Annotated in this window: 19 protein-coding genes and 1 tRNA gene; 7 read left to right on the top strand and 13 right to left on the bottom strand. The window is 67.9% G+C overall.

The window, feature by feature from the left end:
• Positions 1 to 22: 22 nt before the first annotated feature.
• The 3 genes from SBI20_RS05120 to SBI20_RS05130 all read right to left on the bottom strand — a co-directional run bounded on the left by SBI20_RS05120 (position 23) and on the right by SBI20_RS05130 (position 2,656).
• Positions 23 to 883, bottom strand: coding sequence for a shikimate 5-dehydrogenase (locus tag SBI20_RS05120; RefSeq protein ID WP_317974038.1), 861 nt, complete (start codon positions 881 to 883; stop codon positions 23 to 25).
• A gap of 111 nt (positions 884 to 994) precedes the next feature.
• Positions 995 to 1,711, bottom strand: a complete 717-nt coding sequence (locus SBI20_RS05125) for a peroxiredoxin-like family protein (RefSeq protein WP_317974039.1) — start codon at positions 1,709 to 1,711, stop codon at positions 995 to 997.
• A gap of 111 nt (positions 1,712 to 1,822) precedes the next feature.
• Positions 1,823 to 2,656, bottom strand: a complete 834-nt coding sequence (locus SBI20_RS05130; RefSeq protein WP_317974040.1) for a LysR substrate-binding domain-containing protein — start codon at positions 2,654 to 2,656, stop codon at positions 1,823 to 1,825.
• A 393-nt stretch (positions 2,657 to 3,049) separates the two neighbouring features.
• Here SBI20_RS05130 and SBI20_RS05135 point away from each other — a divergent pair, with 393 nt between their 5' ends.
• From SBI20_RS05135 to SBI20_RS05160, 6 genes are all read left to right on the top strand, one after another.
• Positions 3,050 to 3,823 (top strand): ABC transporter permease, encoded by a 774-nt coding sequence (locus SBI20_RS05135; protein WP_317974041.1) that lies wholly within the window; start codon positions 3,050 to 3,052, stop codon positions 3,821 to 3,823.
• Between the two features lie 60 nt (positions 3,824 to 3,883).
• Complete coding sequence (locus tag SBI20_RS05140; protein WP_317974042.1) at positions 3,884 to 4,792, top strand: ABC transporter ATP-binding protein; 909 nt, start codon at positions 3,884 to 3,886, stop codon at positions 4,790 to 4,792.
• Positions 4,789 to 5,466 carry a cysteine dioxygenase family protein gene (locus tag SBI20_RS05145; RefSeq protein WP_317974043.1) on the top strand — a complete coding sequence of 226 codons (678 nt, stop codon included), beginning with the start codon at positions 4,789 to 4,791 and terminating at the stop codon, positions 5,464 to 5,466. Before SBI20_RS05140 ends, SBI20_RS05145 begins: the two co-directional genes overlap by 4 nt.
• Positions 5,463 to 6,698: a rhodanese-like domain-containing protein gene (locus SBI20_RS05150; RefSeq protein WP_317974044.1), complete on the top strand. Its 1,236-nt coding sequence runs from the start codon at positions 5,463 to 5,465 to the stop codon at positions 6,696 to 6,698. The genes SBI20_RS05145 and SBI20_RS05150 overlap by 4 nt, the downstream gene beginning before the upstream one ends.
• A 143-nt stretch (positions 6,699 to 6,841) precedes the next feature.
• Entirely contained in the window at positions 6,842 to 8,206 is a 1,365-nt protein-coding gene (locus SBI20_RS05155) for an LLM class flavin-dependent oxidoreductase (protein WP_317974045.1), read from the top strand.
• A gap of 177 nt (positions 8,207 to 8,383) precedes the next feature.
• Positions 8,384 to 9,781 (top strand): FAD/NAD(P)-binding protein, encoded by a 1,398-nt coding sequence (locus SBI20_RS05160; RefSeq protein WP_317974046.1) that lies wholly within the window; start codon positions 8,384 to 8,386, stop codon positions 9,779 to 9,781.
• Positions 9,782 to 9,901: 120 nt separating this feature from the next.
• Here SBI20_RS05160 and SBI20_RS05165 read toward each other — a convergent pair whose 3' ends face one another.
• From SBI20_RS05165 to efp, 8 genes are all read right to left on the bottom strand, one after another.
• Positions 9,902 to 10,714, bottom strand: coding sequence for a class II aldolase/adducin family protein (locus tag SBI20_RS05165; RefSeq protein ID WP_317974047.1), 813 nt, complete (start codon positions 10,712 to 10,714; stop codon positions 9,902 to 9,904).
• Between the two features lie 41 nt (positions 10,715 to 10,755).
• Entirely contained in the window at positions 10,756 to 11,721 is a 966-nt protein-coding gene (locus SBI20_RS05170; protein WP_317974048.1) for an NAD(P)-dependent oxidoreductase, read from the bottom strand.
• A complete protein-coding gene (locus SBI20_RS05175; protein WP_317974049.1) occupies positions 11,718 to 12,920 on the bottom strand; it encodes an acyl-CoA dehydrogenase family protein in 1,203 nt (400 codons plus the stop codon). Before SBI20_RS05175 ends, SBI20_RS05170 begins: the two co-directional genes overlap by 4 nt.
• 3 nt (positions 12,921 to 12,923) lie before the next feature.
• On the bottom strand, positions 12,924 to 13,928 hold the full coding sequence (locus SBI20_RS05180) for an ABC transporter substrate-binding protein (protein WP_317974050.1): 1,005 nt from the start codon (positions 13,926 to 13,928) through the stop codon (positions 12,924 to 12,926).
• Between the two features lie 82 nt (positions 13,929 to 14,010).
• Positions 14,011 to 15,777 (bottom strand): chloride channel protein, encoded by a 1,767-nt coding sequence (locus tag SBI20_RS05185; RefSeq protein WP_317974051.1) that lies wholly within the window; start codon positions 15,775 to 15,777, stop codon positions 14,011 to 14,013.
• Between the two features lie 178 nt (positions 15,778 to 15,955).
• Positions 15,956 to 16,039 (bottom strand) — tRNA-Leu (locus SBI20_RS05190).
• Between the two features lie 114 nt (positions 16,040 to 16,153).
• On the bottom strand, positions 16,154 to 16,975 hold the full coding sequence (locus SBI20_RS05195) for an inositol monophosphatase family protein (protein WP_317976044.1): 822 nt from the start codon (positions 16,973 to 16,975) through the stop codon (positions 16,154 to 16,156).
• A 1-nt stretch (position 16,976) separates the two neighbouring features.
• Positions 16,977 to 17,540, bottom strand: a complete 564-nt coding sequence (gene efp, locus SBI20_RS05200; RefSeq protein ID WP_317974052.1) for an elongation factor P — start codon at positions 17,538 to 17,540, stop codon at positions 16,977 to 16,979.
• 93 nt (positions 17,541 to 17,633) lie between these two features.
• Between efp and SBI20_RS05205 the strand changes: the two genes are divergently transcribed.
• The gene (locus SBI20_RS05205) at positions 17,634 to 18,086 is read left to right on the top strand and encodes a hypothetical protein (RefSeq protein ID WP_317974053.1); all 453 of its coding nucleotides are present in this window, start codon (positions 17,634 to 17,636) and stop codon (positions 18,084 to 18,086) included.
• A gap of 8 nt (positions 18,087 to 18,094) precedes the next feature.
• On the opposite strand, the gene SBI20_RS05210 is transcribed toward SBI20_RS05205, so the two are convergent.
• Positions 18,095 to 20,053, bottom strand: a complete 1,959-nt coding sequence (locus tag SBI20_RS05210) for an OPT family oligopeptide transporter (protein ID WP_317974054.1) — start codon at positions 20,051 to 20,053, stop codon at positions 18,095 to 18,097.
• Positions 20,054 to 20,211: 158 nt separating this feature from the next.
• A complete protein-coding gene (gene thiE / locus SBI20_RS05215) occupies positions 20,212 to 20,871 on the bottom strand; it encodes a thiamine phosphate synthase (protein WP_317974055.1) in 660 nt (219 codons plus the stop codon).
• Between the last annotated feature and the right edge of the window lie 132 nt (positions 20,872 to 21,003).

The raw sequence follows: 21,003 nt of genomic DNA on the forward strand, positions 1-21,003 counted from the left end.
AAGCAGGTTTTCCCGCGCCGAATTAGTCGACGACGATTTTTCCTGCGCCCAGTTTTTCGGCGACAGCTGCACCATGCGCGAAAGTAGCGGCCAATGCTACTGCCTCGTCGTCTGGTCTGATGCCTGTATACAATGCAAATTGCTCGACAGCCTGCAAGACGATCACTTCGGCGCCCGAAATAACCGGCTTGCCCGCTGCCTGTGCCGCCGCGATGAACGGGGTCTGCGCGGGCTGGGCGACGACATCGAAGGCCATGGTGGCGGCCTCGATCTGCTCTTGCGGGAAGGCCAGTTCATCGGCCTGCGGGCCTTCCATGCCCAGCGGGGTCACGTTGACCAGCAATGGCGCCCCCGTTGCGGGCAGTTCGGGCACCCAGGCAAAGCCAGTGGCCCGTGCCAGCGCCGGGCCACTGGCCGGATTGCGCGCCACGATGGTCCCTTGCGTGAAGCCCGCGTCGCGCAAGGCTGCGGCCACCGCCTTGGCCATGCCGCCGCTGCCGCGCAGGACAAAGGGCATGGGCCGGGCCATGCGCTGTTCGACAAGCGCGCGCACGGCCACATAATCGGTGTTGTAGCCGGTAAGGACGCCATCGTCGTTGACGATGGTGTTCACGCTGTCGATCGCGCGGGCGGAAGCTTCCAGCCCGTCAAGCAGCGGGATCACCGCTTCCTTGAACGGCATCGAGATTGCGCAGCCGCGAATGCCCAGCGCGCGGATGCCCCCCACGGCGGCGGGAAGATCCGTCGTGGTGAACGACTTGTAGAGATAGTCGAGCCCGTAGCGGTCGTAGAGCCAGTTGTGCAGCCGCGACCCCGCGTTGCCGGGCCGGGCCGAGAGCGACATGCACACGCGCGTGTCGCGTCCGATGGTGGTGCGGTCCATGGCAAATATCCTAGCGCTGCAAGAGGAGCCCCGGAAGGGTGCCGGGCACAGCCTGTCGGTGGCAGGCGCCCTTCCGTCTCATGGCCCTCGTCGCGCAGGACGGGATCGAAATCAAGCTTGTGCGCGCGCCTCCCGGACAGGTTCATCGCCAACGGGGCCTGGCACCCGGGCAAGAATGGTCTCTGTCTCGGGGCGGTCCATCCAGTCCGGGCTTACCGCCAGATGGCGCACGCGCAGGCCCGGTTCGAGCACGAGCACCGCCGGTTGCCCCATTTCATAGCTGTCGGTGCCCAGGGTCGCGCCGATCCACGGCTCGCCGGGCGTGACGGCGGGCTGGTCCTGCGGAAAGAAGGTCAGCCCCAACTGGCGCGAGAGCGCATAGCCGGGGTCGGCATAAGTCGGGAAGCGCAGGCCATGGCGGGCCGTGGGGCCCGGATCGACCGGATTTTGCGCGCTCACCGCCAGCAGCGGAATGCCCGCCGCCGCCAGCGCAGGATAGAGCGTCTCGTTGTAATAGGGCAGCGCGATATTGCAGGCCGGACACCCGCCAAAGCGGAAGAACAGCAGGACGGCGGGTCCATCGGCGACGATCCGCGCTCCATCGACTTCCACGCCCGCTGCATCGCGCAAGACGAACGGGGCGAGCCGCGCGCCCGGCGCCGGATGCGCGACAGTGCCCGCCCGCTCGACCAGAGCGCGCCGCTGCCCGGCATTGCGGGCGAGCTGTTCGGGCGGCCAGCTCCGCTCGCGCTCGGCCTGAAGCGCGGCAAAGCGGGCCGAGAGGCTGGTTGAGGAAACAACAGGCGATGCAGGACGGGATGTGGACATGAAAGGGCGGCTCCGGCAAGGATACTTGGCCGCTCAGGCCTAGGCCGCCCCCTGTCCCGGCAATATCGAGAAGCCCATGATCGTGCTTGAGATTTTGCAATAAGCAGATTTTCAGAGCGCGGCCACTGTCTGACGCGCCAGATCGGCCAGCCGGGTGGTGGCCTCGTCCAGAGCGCCCGCGGTTTGCAGGATGCAGGACACACGCGGCAGGGACGGCAGCAGGTCGGGTGCGATTTCCTCGCCCGGCAGGAACAGCGGCGTGCGGCAGGTAAGCCCGAGGCCCGCCTCGACCGCCGCGCGCAAGGTCGTCAGGTTGGGCGTTTCCACGGTGATGCGGAACGAACGCCCGGCATCTTCGAGCGCCCGGATCGCCGCCTCGCGGAAGCGGCACGGCTGTTCGAGAACGGCCAGCGGGATCGTCTCGCGCGAGGCCAGGGCGCTCTCGCCGAACCAGACCATCGCCGCCTGGCTGACCGCATGGGGATCGCCGGGCGCGGCATAGCCTAACACGATGTCGAGCTGGCGCCGTTCGAGCAGGGTCAGCAGTTCGGCGGTCCCGGCCACGCGCGAATAGATCTGCGCATCGGGGTGCAGTTCGGCAAATTGCGCGAGCAGGCCCGAAAGCAGCAGTTCGGCAAAGTCCTGCACCATGCCGATCCGCGCCGGGCCACTGAACTGCCCGGCGCTCACCGCCGCGACGGCCTCGTCGTGCAGGGTGAGTACCTTGCGCGCATAGTCGAGCATCAGCTCGCCCGCCGCCGTGAGCGTCAGGCGGCGGCCGTCGCGATGGAACAGCGCCTGTTGCAGCAGTTCCTCCAGCCGCTTGATCTGGAGGCTGAGCGCGGACTGGGTGACGAAGACCTTTTCCGAGGCGTTGAGCATCGACCCCGTGTCGACGATGGCCACGAAACTGCGCAGGAGATTGGTGGGAAGATTGACCGGCATAGGGAATATCCGTCGTTTGGCGGGACAGGTGCAATGCGAGCGGGAATAGGGGGCAACGGGCTGCGGTCGTCCGCCGGCGCGTCGGGATCATCACTGAAGATGCCCGTTGATAGCTTCCGACAGTTTATCTATCAAAATAGTAGACATTTAAAATAGCAAAGTAACTCTTGGGCAAAGTTTGTCCGCCGCGATCCCCCGCAGCGGGCGGGCCTTTCACCGCCACGTATGAGCGCGACCAATAGGTGACCATCAAAACTCAATTGATATGATAGACATTGAATGTTCTGCTTCGGGCATTCGGTCAACAAAGGGCCCCCGCCCATGTCAAATGTGCCCATGTCATATGTCACGTCCCCCGCTATCGCTTCCTTCCACGCCACCGGGCCATCCGGATTGGGGGCTGTTGCAAGCCAGATTGTCGGCTCGCGCTGGTTCTCGCCGCTGGTGCTGCTGGCGGCCTGGGAACTGGCCTCGCGCACCGGGGTCATTCCCGAACACACGCTGGCGGCCCCTTCGGCGGTAGTCGCGACCCTGTGGTCGATGCTCGTTTCGGGCGAACTGGAAAGCAACCTGCTGGTCTCGTTCGCCCGCATCGTGGCGGGGCTGGCCATCGGGGTGAGCGCAGGGATTGCGCTGGGGCTGATCGCCGGGCTCTCGCGGCAGGGCGAGGCGGCGGTCGATCCGATCATGCAGATCAAGCGCACGATCCCCACCCTTGCGCTGACCCCGCTGTTCATCGTGTGGTTCGGCATCGGCGAGACGCCCAAGATCGCGCTGATCGCCTTTGCCTCGATCTTTCCGGTCTATCTCAACCTCTATAGCGGCATTCGCGGGGTCGATGTGCGGCTGGTCGAAGCCGCGCGCAGCTTCGGGCTGAGCCGGGCCGAACTGATCTGGCATGTCATCCTGCCCGGCGCGCTGCCCTCGCTGCTGGTGGGCCTGCGCTATTCGCTCTCGATCGCCATCCTCGTGCTGGTCGTGGCCGAACAGATCAATGCCTCGGCAGGCCTTGGCTACCTGATCAACAATGCCCGCGACTTCCTGCGCACCGACATCATCGTGGTCTGCCTGATCGTCTACGCGGCGCTTGGTCTTGGCGCCGACTGGCTGGTCAATCTCGTCGAACGCCGTGCGCTCGTCTGGCGCCCCAGCCTGCTCAAAGCCTGAAGCCTGCTCAAAGCCTGAAATCAGCGCCCTTCCCCCATTTCCAGAACCGGAGTTTCGCCCATGGATCTGCGCCTTGACATCCATCCCGACCTCTCCCGAGACCCGGCCCCGGAGGTCAGGGCTCAGGAGGGCAGGGCTCCGGCCCAAAACGCGGTGGTCCGGCTTTCCGGCTTCACCCGCCGCTTTGGCGATGTCACCGTCATCGAGAACCTCGACCTGACGATCCGGCCCGGCGAATTCGTCGCGCTGCTGGGCCGCTCGGGCTCGGGCAAGACCACCCTGCTGCGCACGCTTGCCGGGCTGGACGGGGCGGACGGACAGGACGTGACCGTTCCTGCCTCGCGCGCGGTGGTCTTTCAGGACGCGCGGCTGCTGCCGTGGAAGAAAGTCTGGCGCAATGTCGCGCTGGGGCTGAAAGGCGCGCGGGCGACGATCCGCGAGGCCGCGCAGAACGCCTTGCGCGAGGTCGGGCTGGGCCACCGGCTCGACGCCTGGCCGCTCACGCTCTCGGGCGGCGAGGCGCAGCGCGTCGCGCTGGCCCGCGCACTGGTGCGCGAACCCAAACTCCTGCTGCTCGACGAACCCTTTGCCGCGCTCGACGCGCTCACCCGCCTGCGCATGCACGAACTCGTCCTCGCGCTCTGGCGCGCGCACGGTTGCGCGGTGATGATGGTGACCCACGATGTCGACGAGGCGATCGCGCTGGCCGACCGCATCCTCGTCCTCGATGGCGGGCGGATCGCCGCGCAGGAAACGATCACGATCCCTCGTGGCGAGCGCGGCGCGCTTACCCAGCCCCTGAAAGACAAGCTGCTCGGCATTCTGGGCGGCCATGGCGGCCATGCGCCGCGCACCGATCACGTAATCCCCTTCCCCCACAAGCATCCGGCCTCCGACCAACCGGCCCCCAGGGAACCGGCGTCCGGACATCTGGCCCCCGAACATCTGGCCCAAGGAATTTTGGCATGACCACCGCCACGCTTGCTCCCGCGCCTGCACCTGTGCCCCCGGCCCCCGATCAGCCCTCCGCCCAGCCATCCGCTCAGCCATCCACTGGCGGCATCGCCCGCCTGCGCGGCTTCGTCACGAGCCTGGCTGAACTGCTGGCGGCCACGCGCAGTGAAGCCGAAATCCTCGAAACGGGCTCCAAGCTGTTGGGAAAGCTCGTATCCAGTGACGACTGGCTGCCCCCCGCCTTCGCCGTGCCCGACCCGGACCGCTACCAGCAATACCTGCTCCACTGCGACAGCCGCGAACGCTTCAGCGTGGTCTCGTTCGTCTGGGGCCCCGGACAGGGCACCCCGATCCACGATCACCGCGTCTGGGGCCTGGTCGGCATGTTGCGCGGGGCCGAACGCTCCGAGCGCTTTGTCCGCGCCCCCGATGGCAGCCTGCGCGCCGATGGTCCGGCCCACCTGCTCCATCCCGGCGAAGTCGAGGCGGTCAGCCCCCGCGTGGGCGACATCCACCGGGTCAGCAATGCCCTGGCCGATGCCCCCTCGATCTCGATCCATGTCTATGGCGCCAACATCGGCGCGGTCGATCGCGCGACTTATGCGCCCGATGGCACCCCCAAACGCTTCATCTCGGGCTACGCCAACAGCCTCGTGCCCAACCTCTGGGACCGGTCGCGCAACCAATGAGCACCACCACCCCGCAGGACATCCGCCGCGCCCTTCTCGCCCGCGAGGAGATCGCCCTCATCGACTTGCGCGAGGAAGCCGCGTTTGCACGCGGCCACCCGCTGTTCGCCGCCCAGATCCCGCTGCGCCGCCTCGAAATCGAGGCTCCATGGCGCCTGCCCCGGCGCGACACCCGGATCGTCGTCTATGATGACGGTGAAGGCCTGACAGCCCCGGCCCTTGGCATACTGGCGGACCTCGGCTTCACCCGCGTCTCGGCGCTGGCCGGGGGCCTTTCGGGCTGGCGCGAGGCCGGATACGAGCTGTTCGAGGACGTGAACTCCTATTCCAAGGCCTTTGGCGAACTGGTCGAGCATCACCGCCACACCCCCTCGCTCCCCGCGCCCGATGTTGCCGCGCTGATCGAGGAAAAGGCCGATATCGCCATTCTCGATGCGCGCCGCTTCGACGAATATGCGACGATGAGCATTCCGGGCGGGGTCAGCACGCCGGGCGCCGAACTGGTTCTGCGCGCCCGCGCCATCGCCCCCGATCCCGATACCACGATCATCGTCAACTGCGCGGGGCGCACCCGCTCGATCATCGGCACCCAGTCGCTGATCAATGCAGGCCTGCCCAACCGCATCTTCGCGCTGCGCAACGGCACGATCGGCTGGACGCTGGCCGGGCAAGGCCTCGAAACCGGCCAGCAGCGCCGCGCCCCCGCGCCCGAGACAGCCCTTGCCGGCGAAGCCCGCGCCCGCGCGCGCGATGTCGCCTGGCGCGCGGGCGTGCGCCACATCAGTTGGGAAGACCTCGCCTGGCTGGCCCGCGACACCACCCGCACGCTCTACCGCTTCGACGTGCGCCTGCCCGAAGACTTCGCGCGCGGCCACCTGCCCGGCTTCCGCAATGCGCAAGGGGGCCAGCTGGTGCAGGAAACCGACCACTTCGCCCCCGTGCGCGGCGCACGCATCGTGCTGGCCGACGACCTTGGCCCGCGCGCGGACATGACCGCCTCGTGGCTGGCCCAGATGGGCTGGGAGGTCGCCGTGGTCGACTGGCCGGGCGGCATCCCCCTCGAAACCGGGCCCGACGGGGCCCCGCCCCCGCGCGACGGACAGGGCCGCTACAAGCGCCCCTACGAAGGCACCGACAACGCGCAGGCCGCCATGCAGGCCTATCTCGACTGGGAATTCGGCCTCGTCGACCAGTTGCGCCGCGATGGCACCCACGGCTTCGTGGTGATCTGAACCAGAGCCTGTAACACGATGAAAATGCGACATTCGCATTTCTTGAACCGACTTGAGAAGACCTCGCTCAAACCCTCAAGACATTTCCGTATGATCCGAAAATACCACGTTATTTATCGGATCAACCACGAAGGGACATAACGATGACCCAAGCCCACGACAAGAAAGCCCACGACAAGACCCGTCAACTGCGCCTCGGCTTTCTCCTCCACGGTGTCGGCCCCGGCTGGGACGACTGGCGCCACCCCGATGCCCAGGTCGACGCCAGCACCAGCTTTTCCTTCTACAAGCATCAGGCCCAGACCGCCGAGCGCGGCAAGTTCGACTATCTGTTCGTGGCCGACAGCGTCTCGATCAACGCGCGCTCCAGCCCGCATTACCTCAACCGCTTCGAGCCGCTCACGATCCTCTCGGCGCTGGCCGCGGTGACCGAGCACATTGGCCTCGTGGGCACGGCCACGGTCTCCTATACCGAGCCCTACAATCTCGCGCGCCAGTTCGCCTCGCTCGACCACATCAGCGGCGGGCGCGCCGGGTGGAACGTGGTGACCTCGTGGCTGGAGGGGAGCGCGGCCAATTTCGGCAAGGACGAACACCTCGCCCATGATGTCCGCTACCGCCTCGCGGGCGAATATCTCGACGTGGTCAAGGGCCTGTGGGACAGCTGGGAAGACGATGCCCTCGTGCGCGACAAGGCCAGCGGCCAGTTCCTCGATCCCGACAAGCTCCACGAACTCAACCACAAGGGCGAGTTCCTCAAGGTCAAGGGCCCGCTCAACATTTCCCGCTCGGCCCAGGGCCAGCCGGTGATCTTCCAGGCCGGATCGAGCGAGGACGGGCGCAGCTTTGCCGCCGCCCATGCCGATGCGATCTTCACCCATCAGGACAATCTGGACGAAGCACGCGCGTTCTATGCCGACCTCAAGGCCCGCGCCCGTGGCTTCGGACGCGATCCCGACACGCTGTTCATCCTGCCCGGCGCGCGTCCGGTGGTCGGCAGCACCGAGGCCGAAGCCGAGGCAAAGTATCGCGAACTGGCCTCGCTCGGCAATCTGGAGAACGCCCTGCGCGCGCTGGGCCGTGGCTTCAACGACCACAATTTCAGCCAGTACGACCCCGACGGGCCGTTCCCGCGCCACGTTGCCGCCGAAGGGCACAAGAGCAACCAGAGCCAGTCGGCCCGCATCCTCGCCCTTGCCGAGGAAGGCCTGACCCTGCGCGAGATCGCGCTGCGCAGCGCCACCCCGCGCGGCCATTTCGTGGGTACGCCCGAGCAGATTGCCGACCGCTTCGGGGAATGGCTCGAACAGCGCGGCGCCGATGGCTTCAACCTGTTCGAGAGCCTGCCGGGCCAGCTCGACGTGTTCGTCGACGAGGTCGTGCCGATCCTCCAGCGCCGGGGCATCTACAAGACCGACTATCCGGGCCAGACCTTCCGCGACACGCTCGGCCTCGACGTGCCGGTTAACCGCAACACCCTGGCCCGTCACGCCCGCTCGGCGGCCTGACGCCTCCCCTCAAATCCCACGAAAAAACCGCCGCCGGGCATGGTCCGGCGGCGGCTCTTTATTGTGCCCGCAAACAGGTGGGCGCCACCCTGCCTCGCTTCGTCAGGCTGCCCAAGCCCGGCTATTGACGGGCCAAGCCAAACTTGCGACAGATAAGTCAACTTGGGAGGTTGAGATATGCCGATCGCTGTGCAGAATCACGGGCAGGACCGACCTTCGGAAAAGCCCGTGGCCATCATCGGCGGGGGCTTTTCGGGCACATTGCTGGCCGTTCAGCTGGCCCGCGCGGGCACGCGGGCGGTGATTGTCGAGCGCGAGGGCACAGCGCTTGGCCATGGCCTGGCCTATGGCGCCTGCGGGCCGCAGCACCTGCTCAACGTGCGCGCGGCCAACATGAGCGCCTTTCCCGACGATCCGGCCCATTTCCTGCGCTGGCTCGGGCATGGAGAGCCACCGGGCGGAGGAACCTCGGGCAGCGACCTGCCCAACCGGTTCGCCAGCCGGGCCGACTATGGCCGCTATCTGGCCGATGTGCTGGCACAGGCGCGCGCGGCCATGCCCGGCCTTGTCGAAGTCTGCCTTGGCACGGCCCACGATGTCGTGCCCGCGCATGATGGAGCCTTGCGCGTGCTGCTGCACGACGGGCGCGCACTCGATGCCCGCGCGGTCGTGCTGGCACAGGGCAATGCCCCGCCCGCCCCCCACCGGGCGCTCGCGGGCCTGCCGCCCCCGCGCGTGATCGCCGATCCCTGGGCACGGCATGCATTCGACGCGATCAGCCCGGAGGCTGCCGTGTTCCTGCTGGGCACCGGACTGACCGCCATCGACGTGATCCAGGCGCTCGACGCGCGCGGCCATCGCGGCCCGATCCTGGCGCTGTCCCGCCGGGGCCTGCTGCCGCGCGCCCATGCCGACATCGGCCCCGTGGTCGATCCCCAGCCCCTGCCCACGGCACGGGGAAGCGCACTGGTGGCCCATGTCCGCAAGCGCGCCCGCACCGTGGGCTGGCATCATGCCATTGATGAATTGCGCCCCCATACCCACGCCCTGTGGCAGGCCCATGCGGCAGAGGGACAGGCCCGTTTCCTGCGCCATGCGCGCCCGTGGTGGGACGTTCACCGCCATCGCATGGCCCCGCAGATCGCCCGGCGCATCGCCGCGCTGGAGGCCGAGGGACGCTTGCAAGTCGTGGCCGGGTCGCTCGAAGCGGCGCAGGCTGCGGGGGCCCGCCTCGCGCTGCGCTGGCGCCCGCGCGGAACGGATGCCCCGGTGGAAACGCTGGTCGACCATGCAGTGATCTGTACCGGGCCCGATGGCAACCCGGAACGCAGCCGCGATCCCTTGCTGCGCACGCTGCTCAGCCGCGGCGCGGCGCGGGCCTGCCCGCAACGGCTCGGGCTCGACATCGATCCGGCATGGCGCCTGCGCGACCGCGAGGGCAAGGCCGCGCTGCCGCTCTATGCCATGGGCACGCTGACCAAGGGGCTCGGCTGGGAAATGGTCGCCGTGCCCGACATCCGCGTGCAGGCGCGCGATCTGGCCCACCATCTTGCCCGGATCGCGGTTCCGCCCTGAAAACCAAAAGGCCGGTTTCGCCACCGGGGTGGATCCGGGGGCGAAACCGGCCCTGAAGAATGCAGGATCGGCATCAGGGGTCGCAATCCGGCGCCGATACCCGCGCTCCTCTCCCCTCGTTCAGGTGTCGAAGCCGGGCGAGGCGCGGCGCACGCGGCGCAGGACGGCCTCCCAGACCAATTGGTTGTGCGGTTTGGTTCCCTGCGCCGCGAGCGCGGCGGCGGGGCGCTGCGAAAGCTGGCGCAAGGCTTCCTCCTGCGCCTCGGCCGGGGCAAGCAGGACATTGTCGCGCCCGCCAGCCAGCGCGGCGACTTGCGCCGAACAGGCTTCCTCAAGCTGGTAGATCGCACCCCAGGCCTCGCCCGGCGTGCGCCCGACAGCCAGCGTGCCGTGGTTGCGCAGGAGCAGGTACTGCTTGTCGCCGATGTCGGCCACCAGCCGCTCGCGCTCGTCGAGGTTGAGCGCCACGCCCTCGTAGTCGTGATAGCCGAGACGGGGGATGATATAGAGCGCGCGCTGCGAGAGCGGCAGCAGGCCTTCCTTGTGGGCCGAGGCGCCCATGCCGTCGCGGGTGTGGAAATGGGCGATCCAGTGCGCATCCTCGCGCGCGCCGTGGATGGCCGAGTGGATCACATAGCCCGCGTAGTTGATGCCATATTCGTTTTCGCCGATCACGTTGCCGTCGATGTCGACCTTGACCAGGCTCGACGCGGTGATCTCGTCGAAGGCGAGGCCAAACGGGTTGATCAGGAAATGCGCGTCGGGGCCGGGCACGCGCGCGGTGATATGGGTGTAGAGAAAGTCGTCGTAGTCGTGGATCGCCGCGACCCGGTAGAAAGCGGCCAGATCGACGCGGGTGGCCCATTCGGCCTCGCTGATGCCGTGGGGGCGCGTGGACGAAAAGCGGGCGGGACGGTCAAGAACGGTTGCCATGTGGGGTGCTCCTTGAGCGTGAAACAGGGGCGAAAGCGTGTTCAATAGCCCCGCGCGGGCTCGACCACGTCGCTGGGGCGCTCGCCCGCGCCAAAGCGGGTGATGTCGGCCAGAATCTTGGCCAGCAGCTTGTCGCGTGCGAGGGTGTAGTTCGAGGCCAGATGCGGGGTGAGCCGCACGCGCGGATGGGTGTAGAGCCGGTGCCCGGCGGGCAGCGGCTCGGGCTCGGTCACGTCGAGCGTGGCAAAGCCCAGTTGCCCGGCATCGAGCGCGGCCAGCAGGGCTTCCTGATCAACGACACTCCCGCGCGCGACATTGACAAGGTGCGCGCCCGGCCGCGCCCTTGCCAGAAGATCGGCATTGACCAGATGCCGCGTGGCGGGCGTGGCGGGCACGGCCACGACGATGTGATCGGCCTGTGCCACCACGTCCTCGACGCGCTCTACCACCTCGACACCCGGAACGAGGCTGCCCCCGCTTCCACTGCCCCCACCTCCACTGCGCCTGACGGCCACCACCCGCGCGCCCAGCGCCAGCGCGCGCCGCGCCACCGCCGTGCCGATCGCGCCCAGCCCGATCAGGCCCACCGTGCTGCCCAGAACCTGCCCGAGCGGACGATAGCGCCATTCCTGCGGCCCACGGGCGACCGCACCGTCGAAATCCTTGGCCTGACGGTAGAGCGCCCCGATCACGTAGTCGGCGATTTCTTCCGAGGCGGTGCCGCGCGCGCATGTCACCAGCGGGGCCTCAAGCAGCCACGCAGGATAGAAATCGACCCCCGCCGAAGCGCTGCACACCCAGCGCAGTCGCCCCGGCCAGGGCGCGGGCACCGGCGCCCGGCCTGCCTCGCGCCAGACCGGCGAAGGGCGCACGACCAGCACGTCGGCCTCGTCCGCCGCGCGCCAGGGTTCCTCCTCGCTGGCCGCGATCACGCGCGGGCGCAGCGGATGGCGGGCGAGCGCCTCGTTGTGCTCGGGTTCGAGCTGGCTGGCGATGACCAGGCTCATCGGGCCGGAAATCCGCCCGGAAGAGAGAGCGCCGCCTTGCCCGCCGCGACCAGCACGGTATCGGCCTGGGGCGAATGAATGCGGCTGCACAGGACATCGCGATAGTGGCGTTCGAGCGGGTTGGCGCGGCTAATGCCGGGGTTGCCGGTCAGTTCGAGGCCGATCTCGACCGCCTTGATCGCATTGGCATTGGCCAGATGCTTGACCAGATTGGCCTGTGTCGCGCCCGGCCCCAGCCCGGCGTCGGCGAGGCGCGCGGCCTCGTCGATCAGCACGCGGTTGGCGTGGAGCAGGGCCTCGATCTCGCCGACCTTTTCCTGCACGCGCGGCAATGTGGCGAGCGCGGCGCCCAGATTGGCGGGCTTGCGCGCATTGAGATAGCCCACCAGCCAGTCACGCGCGGCGCGCGCCACACCGTCGTAGATCGTGGCGATGGCCAGCGCGTTCCAGACCAGCGCGCTTCCGTCTTCAGGACGCGGGGCCCAGTCCTCGGGCGCGCGCAAGTCGACAGCGAGCGCGGGCGGAACCGGCGTATCGTCGAACACGACCTTGTGGCTGACCGTCGCGCGCATGCCCAGATGGTCCCATTCGGGCAGGATGGTGATCCCCGCGCTGTCGGGCTTGACCAGGAACAGGCCCACGCGCACCGGGTCTTCCTCGGTCCGCGCCCAGACGGCGAACCAGTCGAGCCCGCTCGACCCGGTCGAATAGATCTTCTCGCCCGAGAGCAGCCAGCCGCTTCCCGCGCGGCGCGCCGTCGTTGCCGGAAGACCGCCGCGTACCGGGGTGCCCAGTTCGGGCTCGACCCGGAACGTGCCGACAAGGCCCGCCCCCGTCGCCGCCTCGCGCGCGAGGCGTTCGTAGAGCGCGCGGTCCCAGCGGCGCCCCTTGTCGGGCGCCGCGTGGAACGCATAAGTCATGAACAGGATCAGCGCGGTCGAAGGCTCTCCCTTGGCCACCGCGCCCAGCACGCGCAGCGCATCGACCAGCCCTGCCCCGGCCCCGCCCAGCCGCTTGGCCACAGTCAGGCCGATCAGGCCCTCGCGGGCGAGAATGTCGAAGGCCTCGCGCGGAAAGCGGGGATTGCGGTCATAATCCTGCGCCCAGTGGGCCAGTTCGTGGGTCAGCCGCGCGAGGGCGGCGTCGGACAAGTCGGGGTGATGTTCGGAATACGGATCGGAATGGGCATGCGTCGCCATGGCTCAGGCCTCCGGAAGGGCGGAATTGAAACGGGTGTCCCACAAGGGGCGCATATCGACGCGGCGGCCGATCAGGCCTGCGGCGGCAAAGACATCGGCCACGGCCTGCTGCGAGGCGATGGCTTCGTCACTCACCCGGCGCAGCGCATAGGGCGCGCTCTTGGCGCGGAACTGGGCTTCGACATAGGCAACCGGCACACCGATGGCACCAGCCACCACGCGGGCCCATTCCTTCTCGTTGGCCTGCGCCCAGCCATAGGCCTGCCGCGTCAACTTGAGGTAGCGCCCGACCAGATCGGCGCGGGCCGGATCGCCGAACACGTCGCGGTGAACGGAAATTACGTAGTTGCCCGAGAGGAACCCCAGCGCCGTCCGCAACACGCGCGCGCCCTGGGTGGCAATGGCGCGCTGGATCGGAAAACCATAGATCGCCCAGGCGTCGAGCGCGCCATGCTCGAAGGCCGCCGCGCCATCGGCCACGCTCATCGCCACCGGCTCGATGTCGCCCCAGCCCAGCCCGACCGACTTGAGCATCTGGATCAGGAAATACTGGGTGGTGGTAGCCCGGACGTAGCCCACCCGCTTGCCCTTGAGACCGGCCAGCCCCGTGATCGTCGAGCCCTTGGGGACCAGCACCGCCTGGTTGTTGACGTCGCCATGCAAGACGCCGATCTGACGGAAGCTCTGCACGGTCGAGGCCGCGGCGAAAACGGGCGGAATCTCGCTCATCCCGCCAAAGTCGAGCGCCCCGGAATTGAGCGCCTCGACGACCAGATGGCCGGATTCGAACTCGGCATATGTGATCGGGAAATCGGGCACGATCCCGGCTGCGGAAAACAGCAGGCGCGCGTCGTTCTCGCCCTTGCCGGTAATGCCCACGCGCAAGGCCCCCCGGCCTGCACCTCCGCCCCGGCCACACCCGGCCAGAAACGCCGCGCCCGTGCCAGCCAGAACCATGCGCCGGGACCAACCGGCGGACGAAACAGGAAATTCGCTCGAAGTGACCATAAACTCAACTCTATCAGTTGAGTTTATGGTCATCCAATGAGGAATGCCCGTCCGTTATGAGTGTTGCAAATGGGTGCGCGCTTCAATCCGAGAAAGCCGAGCGCTGCGCCGCATCGATTTCTTCGAGATAGCGCCGCCGGGCATGACGCTCGGTGATCACCCCCTGCACATGCCCGACGCCATCGACGACCGCGATCTCGTCGGCGGCATGCTCGTCGAACAGGGCCAGCACCGCGCGGATGCCCGCCGTGGGCGCCAGCGTGACGTTTTCGAGCTGGGCCAGCGTGTGCAGGCGCGTTTCAGGGTCGAGATCGGGGCGATAGGCGCTCGCCGTCGCCAGAATGCCGCCATAGCGTCCCTCGCCATCGACGAGGATCGCCTTGCTCGACGCGCCCAACGGGTGCCCCGCGCGAAATTCGGCGATGGTCAGATCCTGCGAAACGCTGACCCAGTCGCGCCGCATGATCCGCCCGGCAGCCAGATTGAGCATCCAGCCGATGTCGCGCGGGCCCTTGATGTTGCTGCCGCGCAAGTGCAGGCGCCATGTCGAGAACGAATAGCCGAAAAGCTCGCGGGTAAGCGTGGTCGAGACCAGCGAGGCGGTCAGCACCAGCCCCATCAGCGCGAAATCGTGGGTAATCTCCAGCATCAGCATGGCCAGCGTCATCGGCCCGCCGACGATCGCCACGCTCAGCGCCGCCATGCCCACCAGCGCGGCATCGACAGGGTCGAGCGCGAAACCGGGCACCAGTTGCCCCGCGATGATCGAGAAAATCTGCCCGACCACCGAGCCCAGGAACAGCGAGGCAAAGAACAGCCCGCCACGAAACCCGCTCGACAGCGCCACCGCGCAGGCGGTCATCTTGACCACCAGCACCAGCGTCAGGAAATCGAGGCCCGGCCGCAGCGCCAGATTGAGATGCAGCGCCCCGTGCCCGGCCGAGAGCGACTGCGGCGTGAGCAAGGCCAGCGGCATGAGCAGGAACCCGCCCAGCACCGGACGCACCCGCGTCAGCCACGGTAGCCGCTGCAAGCCCTGTTCGGCGGCCGTCACCAGCCGCATGAGCGCGATACCGACCATGGCGCAGACCAGCCCCAGAATGCCGAACGCGACATAGTGGAGGATGGTCAGTTCGCGCCCGGCCGTCGTCGTCGCAATCAGCCACGGCTCGCTGCCCAGCAGCCGCGATATGGCCGCCGCCGCCAGCGCCGCCGCCATGACCGGCGCCACCGCGCCCGGCACGAACGAGCCGATCACGATCTCGAAGGCATAGAAGGCCCCGGCCAGCGGCGCATTGAACGCCGCCCCCACCGCCGCCCCGGCCCCCGCGCCCACCAGCGTGCGCAAATCGGTCCGGCGCAGCTTCATCGCCTGCCCGATCAGCGAGGCCATGCCCCCGCCCATCTGGGCATAGGCCGCCTCAAGCCCGACCGAGGCCCCCACCCCGTTGGAAAGGACCGTCTGTCCGGCGATGATCAGGTTGTCGGCAGGCGGAATCCGCCCGCCATGAAGCGCATTGGCCTCGACCACGTCGATCAGTCCACGCCCGCGCCGCCGCAAGTGGCGCGCCCAGAGCGCCAGCAAGGCGCCCCCCGCCGGAAGCGCCAACAGACGCCAGGGATGACGGATCTGCCCCAGCGCGCTCAGCCGGTTTCCGTCGAGGCCATAAAGCACCTGCTGGATGGCATGGGCCAGAAAGCCCAGCAAATTGGTCGAGAACCCGGCGGCCAGTCCGGCCAGCGCGGCCAGCACGATGAACGCGGTTTCACTCTCGCGCAGCAGCCTCCGCTGGCGCGCCGTCAACCGAATCGCAAAGGAAAGACCCGCGTGAAGGAAACCGCGCCGCATGCCCAAGGTTCAACCCGCCAGGCCGCGCCCGATCGCAGGGGAACAGGTCGCGGCAAAAATGCAGGTGTGGCCCTATCGCGAAGGAGAGCGATGGGCAATCCTGTCTCGCCCGTCCGGCCAGTCCAGGAAAGCGGCATCTGGAAAAGAGAGAAAGGGGCCAGACCGCAAGTCCGGCAAATGGTGCCCCTGGCCCGACTCGAACGGGCACGTCTTTCGACAACCGATTTTGAGTCGGTCGCGTCTACCATTCCACCACAGGGGCACTGCGGCTTGCCCGCGCGGCTTAGCCGCACCGGCCCAAAGGATCAACGGGGGACCAGCGGGTTTGCCGTAAAAATCCGGCAAACCCGCCGTTCAAGGCCCCTCGTTCGCGCGATCAGTCGCGGATCGCGGTGGCGACCAGCTTGTGCAGGCGCGAGTGGAGGCCATCGTTGGCCGCCAGCACCGTTTCGTCGCAGATCTGCGGCGAACGGCCACGATAGTCGGACACGAAACCGCCCGCCTCGCGCACGAGCAGGCAGCCTGCCGCCGTGTCCCAGGGCTTGAGGCTGCTTTCCCAGAAGCCGTCGTAACGGCCAGCGGCCACCCAGGCCAGATCGAGCGAGGCCGCGCCGAAGCGGCGGATGCCCGCCACGCGGGTGCCGATCTCGTGGTAGATGCGCGTCCACTCGCCCATGTCGCCCTGCCCGGCAAATGGGATGCCCGTGGCGATCACCGATTCGTCGAGGTGGCGACGCGCCGAAACGCGCAGGCGGCGGTCCTGAAGCCAGGCGCCGCGGCTCTTCTCGGCCCAGAAGCTCTCGTCGGTCATCGGCTGGTAGACCAGACCGGCGATCACCTCGCCCCAGCCCGAACCATCGGGCAGGGCTTCCTGCACCGCGATGGAGATCGCAAAGTGCGGGATACCGTGAAGAAAGTTGGTGGTGCCATCGAGCGGATCGATGATCCAGCGCGGCTTGGTCGGGTCGCCCTCGATCTTGCCGCTCTCTTCCATCAGGAAGTTCCAGTCGGGACGCGCGGCGCGCAGTTCCTCGTAGAGCGTGCGCTCAGCCGCCTTGTCCGCCTTCGACACGAAGTCGGCGGGGCCCTTGCGGCTCACCTGAAGGTGTTCGACTTCACCGAAGTCACGGCGCAGACGCGTGCCGGCTTTGCGCGCGGCACGCTCCATCACCCGGACAAGACCTGAAATCGCCATGATCTCAACCCGCCTTGCCGACGTACGTGCGTTCGTAGACGTCCACCACGATGCGCGTGCCGCTTTCGATATGCGGCGGCACCAGAATGCGCACGCCGTTGTCGAGCACGGCGGGCTTGTACGACGAAGAAGCGGTCTGGCCCTTCACCACGGCGTCGGCCTCGACGATGGTGGCTTCGACGGTTTCGGGCAGTTCGACCGAGATCGGGCGCTCGTCATACATTTCGAGCAGAACGGTCATGCCGTCCTGAAGGAAGGCAGCGGCATCGCCCAGAAGATCGCGCGGCAGGGTGATCTGGTCGTAGGTTTCCACGTCCATGAACACGAGGTCTTCGCCCTCGGCATAGAGGAACTGGAAGTCCTTGGTGTCGAGACGCACGCGCTCGACCGTATCGGCGCTGCGGAAGCGCACGTTGGTCTTGCGCCCGTCGATCAGGTTCTTCATTTCGACCTGCATGAACGCACCGCCCTTGCCGGGCTGGGTGTGCTGGGTCTTGGCAACCTTCCAGATGCCTTTTTCGTATTCCAGGATATTGCCCGGACGGATGTCCACGCCGCTGATCTTCATGATGGAAAGAGCCCTGACGAGTATGGGAAAGCGCGCGCCTTAGCCCAGGTCGCCGATTGCTTCAAGCCGGTGCTGCGTGCTAGCGGGTCGGACATGACAAAGCGCCCCGCTCTCTGTGCTGCTCTCCGCCCTGCTCTCGTGCCGGTTTCCTGCCTGCTGCTGGCAATTACCGCCGCCCCCCCCGCCTTCGCGACGCCCGGCGGCGACCTGAGCACGCTGCACAATGGCCGCTGGACTTGCGAAATGCCCGGAACCGCCGTGTCGCAGCCCAAACCCGAAGCCAGCGAAGGCTTCCGCATCATGCCCGATTCCAGCTATCGCACGCCCGATGGCACGTCGGGTGGCGGCTACCTCCTGCTCGGGCGGGCGCTGACGTTCACCTCGGGGCCCTACAATGGCCGCCGGTTCGAGGCGCAGAGCGCCAGCACCGTCCTGCAACTCGACAGCGACGGGCGCCGCACGGGCCTGCGCTGCGTGCGCGTCGGCCCGCCAGTGGGCGGTTTCTCCGACGCGCCGCAAGCGGTCCTGACCGACGGCAGCAACTGATCAGCTGATCACCGCACGGCCCGCACCATCCGGGCATAGGCATAGGCGACCAGCGCGGCAAACAGCGCGAGCCCGAGCGGCATCGCCCACGCCCCCGTGCCCGCCACGGCCAGAATGTCGGCCTTGCCGCTTCCCGCCACGAGCGCGGCAAAGGCGATGTTGAACAGCCCGTCGCCCACGATCAGGCCCGTGGCGGTCAGCACCCCCATGCGCTCGGCCAGTGCCGGATCGCGCTGGCGTTCGGCCCAGCGATTGTAGACATGGCCCAGCACCGCGCCGACGACGACCGGCAGCGTGGTGGGCATCGGCAGATACATCCCCATGCCCACCGCCAGCGCGGGCAAGGCGCCCTTGCCGCGCGCGCGCAGGATCTCGTCGACGGCAATCGCCCCCGCGCCGATCAGCGCGCCCAGCCCCACCAGCGACCAGTCGAGCCCCTGCCCCAGCACGCCCTGGATGATCGCCGAAATCAGCGCGGCTTGCGGCGCAGCCAGGGCATCGGGCCCGGCACCGGGCGCACCGACGAACCCGAACGTGCTGTTCAGCAGCGAGAGGATCGGCGGGATCACCAGCGAACCGAACACCACGCCCAGCGCCAGCGCGACCTGCTGGCGCCACGGTGTCGCGCCGACCAGTTCACCAGTCTTGAGGTCTTGCAGGTTGTCGTTGGAAATGGTCGCCACGCCGAAGACCAGCGCGGTCACGAACAGGGCAAAGGCCACCAGCGCCTTGCCCGATGCCGGATCGGCCAGATGCCCGAACAGCGCCAGCAGGACCAGCGCGATGCCCAGCGCCGCCAGAATGCCCACGCCCGAGATCGGGCTGTTCGAAGCCCCGATCAGCCCGGCCATATAGCCGCAGACCGAAGCGATGATCACGCCCGCGACCAGAACATAGAGCACCGTCGCCACGAGCGTCGCCACCAGGTGATCGGCCGCCGGGCCGCCGCTGGCAAAGCTCGCCAGAAGGCCCGCAATCGGCAGCATGAGCGCGAGGATCGTGCCCCCGACAAGGCCGATGGGCAAGTCGCGCTCGGTCAGGTCGAGCCCGGCATAGCCCTGCGCCGCGCGCGCGCGGCTCGCCGCCAGCGCGCCCGCGATCCCGCGCACGATCGGGCCGATCACCCGCAGCAGGGTCCAGATTGCGGCAACGCCGATGGTCCCGGCACCGATAAAGCGGATCTTGGCGCGGAATACGCCCGAGACGAAATCGGCCAGATCGGTACCCGCTGGTGCGCCCCCGGCGGTATAGATCGGCAGCAGGACGCCAAAGCCGATGACGATCCCGCTCAAAATCGCAAGGCCCACGGCAAGGCCGACCAGATGGCCAACCCCGATCAGCGCGAGCGAAAGCCCGCCCCCCGCCGTTGTTGCCCCGCCGCCCAGACGGAACACCCCGCTCGCCTCCTCGGCCACCACGCCCAGCTTGGCCAGCAGCGGGTACCCGGCGGACAGCGCCGTTCCGGTCGCCACGGCGGCCAGACCCTTGCGGTTTTCCTCCGAGCCCGCCTCGCCCGCGCCGACCTTGAGCACTTCGGCAGCAGCCACGCCCTCGGGATAGGGCAGGTCCGACCCGGTCACCAGCGCGCGGCGCAGCGGAACCGAATACATCACCCCCAGAATGCCGCCGATGGCGATCACCGCCATCGACTGCCAATAGGGAAAGCCGCTCCACCAGCCGACCATGACCAGACCTGGCAGCACGAAGACAATCGCCGAAAGCGTGCCCGCCGAACTGGCGATGGTCTGGACGATGTTGTTTTCCTGAATGGTCGATCCGGGCAGCAGCCGCAGGATCGCCATCGAGATCACCGCCGCGGGGATCGAGGTCGCAAAAGTCAGCCCGATGCGCAGGCCCAGATAGACATTGGCGGCGGTGAAGATCACCGTGAGCAGCGCGCCGAGCGCGACGCCGCGCCATGTCAATTCTTTGGGCGTGGGTTCGTGTGGGTGGGTCTTGGCCGTCATGTCACGTTTCTCCTGCGCGCAAGGCGCGAGGTTTCGCGAAAAATGGAAAAAAGAAAAGGCTGACGCAGGGGCCAAGGGCCCCTGCACCCCATTATCTTTGGGGCCAAAGGCCCCTGCACCCCATTATCTTTGGCCGGTATGGCGCAAACTGGCCAGGTTCAGGCCAGACCTTCGGTCTCGCGCGGGGGGGCCGCCCTGATCGCCTCGATGAAGGCGGCCACGGCTTGGGCCTCGTTCATGCCATCGGCATTCCACACCGCCGCGCTCACCGCGAGGAAATCGGCGCCCGCGCTCACCAGCGGGGCGCAATTGGCCTGGGTGATCCCGCCAATGGCCACGCAGGGCAGTTCGAACAGGGTCGACCACCAGGTCAGGATGTCGGGCTCGGCGCGGTGCTTGGCATCCTTCGTCGTGCTCGGGAAAAAGGCGCCGAAGGCCACGTAGTCGGCCCCGGCCTCGCCCGCTTCCATCGCCAGATGGCGGCTGCCGTGGCAGGTCACCCCGATCTGCACGTCGCGGCCCAGACGCTGGCGGGCCTCGGCCACGTCGCCGTCTTCCTGCCCCAGATGGACCCCGTCGGCGCCCAGGCGCTTGGCGAGGCCGACCGAATCGTTGACGATGAAGGCCACGTCGCGATCGGCGCAGATCCGCTGAAGCGGCTCGGCCAGACGCGCCGCGCCATGCTCGTCGATGTCCTTGACGCGGAACTGGAAGGCCGCAACCGGCCCGGCATCGAGCGCGCGGGCAAGGCGATCGGGGAAAGCGCCGGTCACATCGAGCGGCGAGATCAGATAAAGCTGGCTGGCAAGATCGGTCATCCTTGCGCCCCTAGCCCGTTCGCCCGTCCCAGTCCATTGGCCCAGTCCATTGGCCCCGTCCATCGCCCCCAAAACCGCACGACGCCCAAGAAAAAGCGCCCCGGAGTTTCCCCCGGAGCGCCTTTCACGCGT

It is taken from the genome of Novosphingobium sp. IK01 (assembly GCF_033242265.1).
GTDB lineage: Bacteria > Pseudomonadota > Alphaproteobacteria > Sphingomonadales > Sphingomonadaceae > Novosphingobium > Novosphingobium pituita.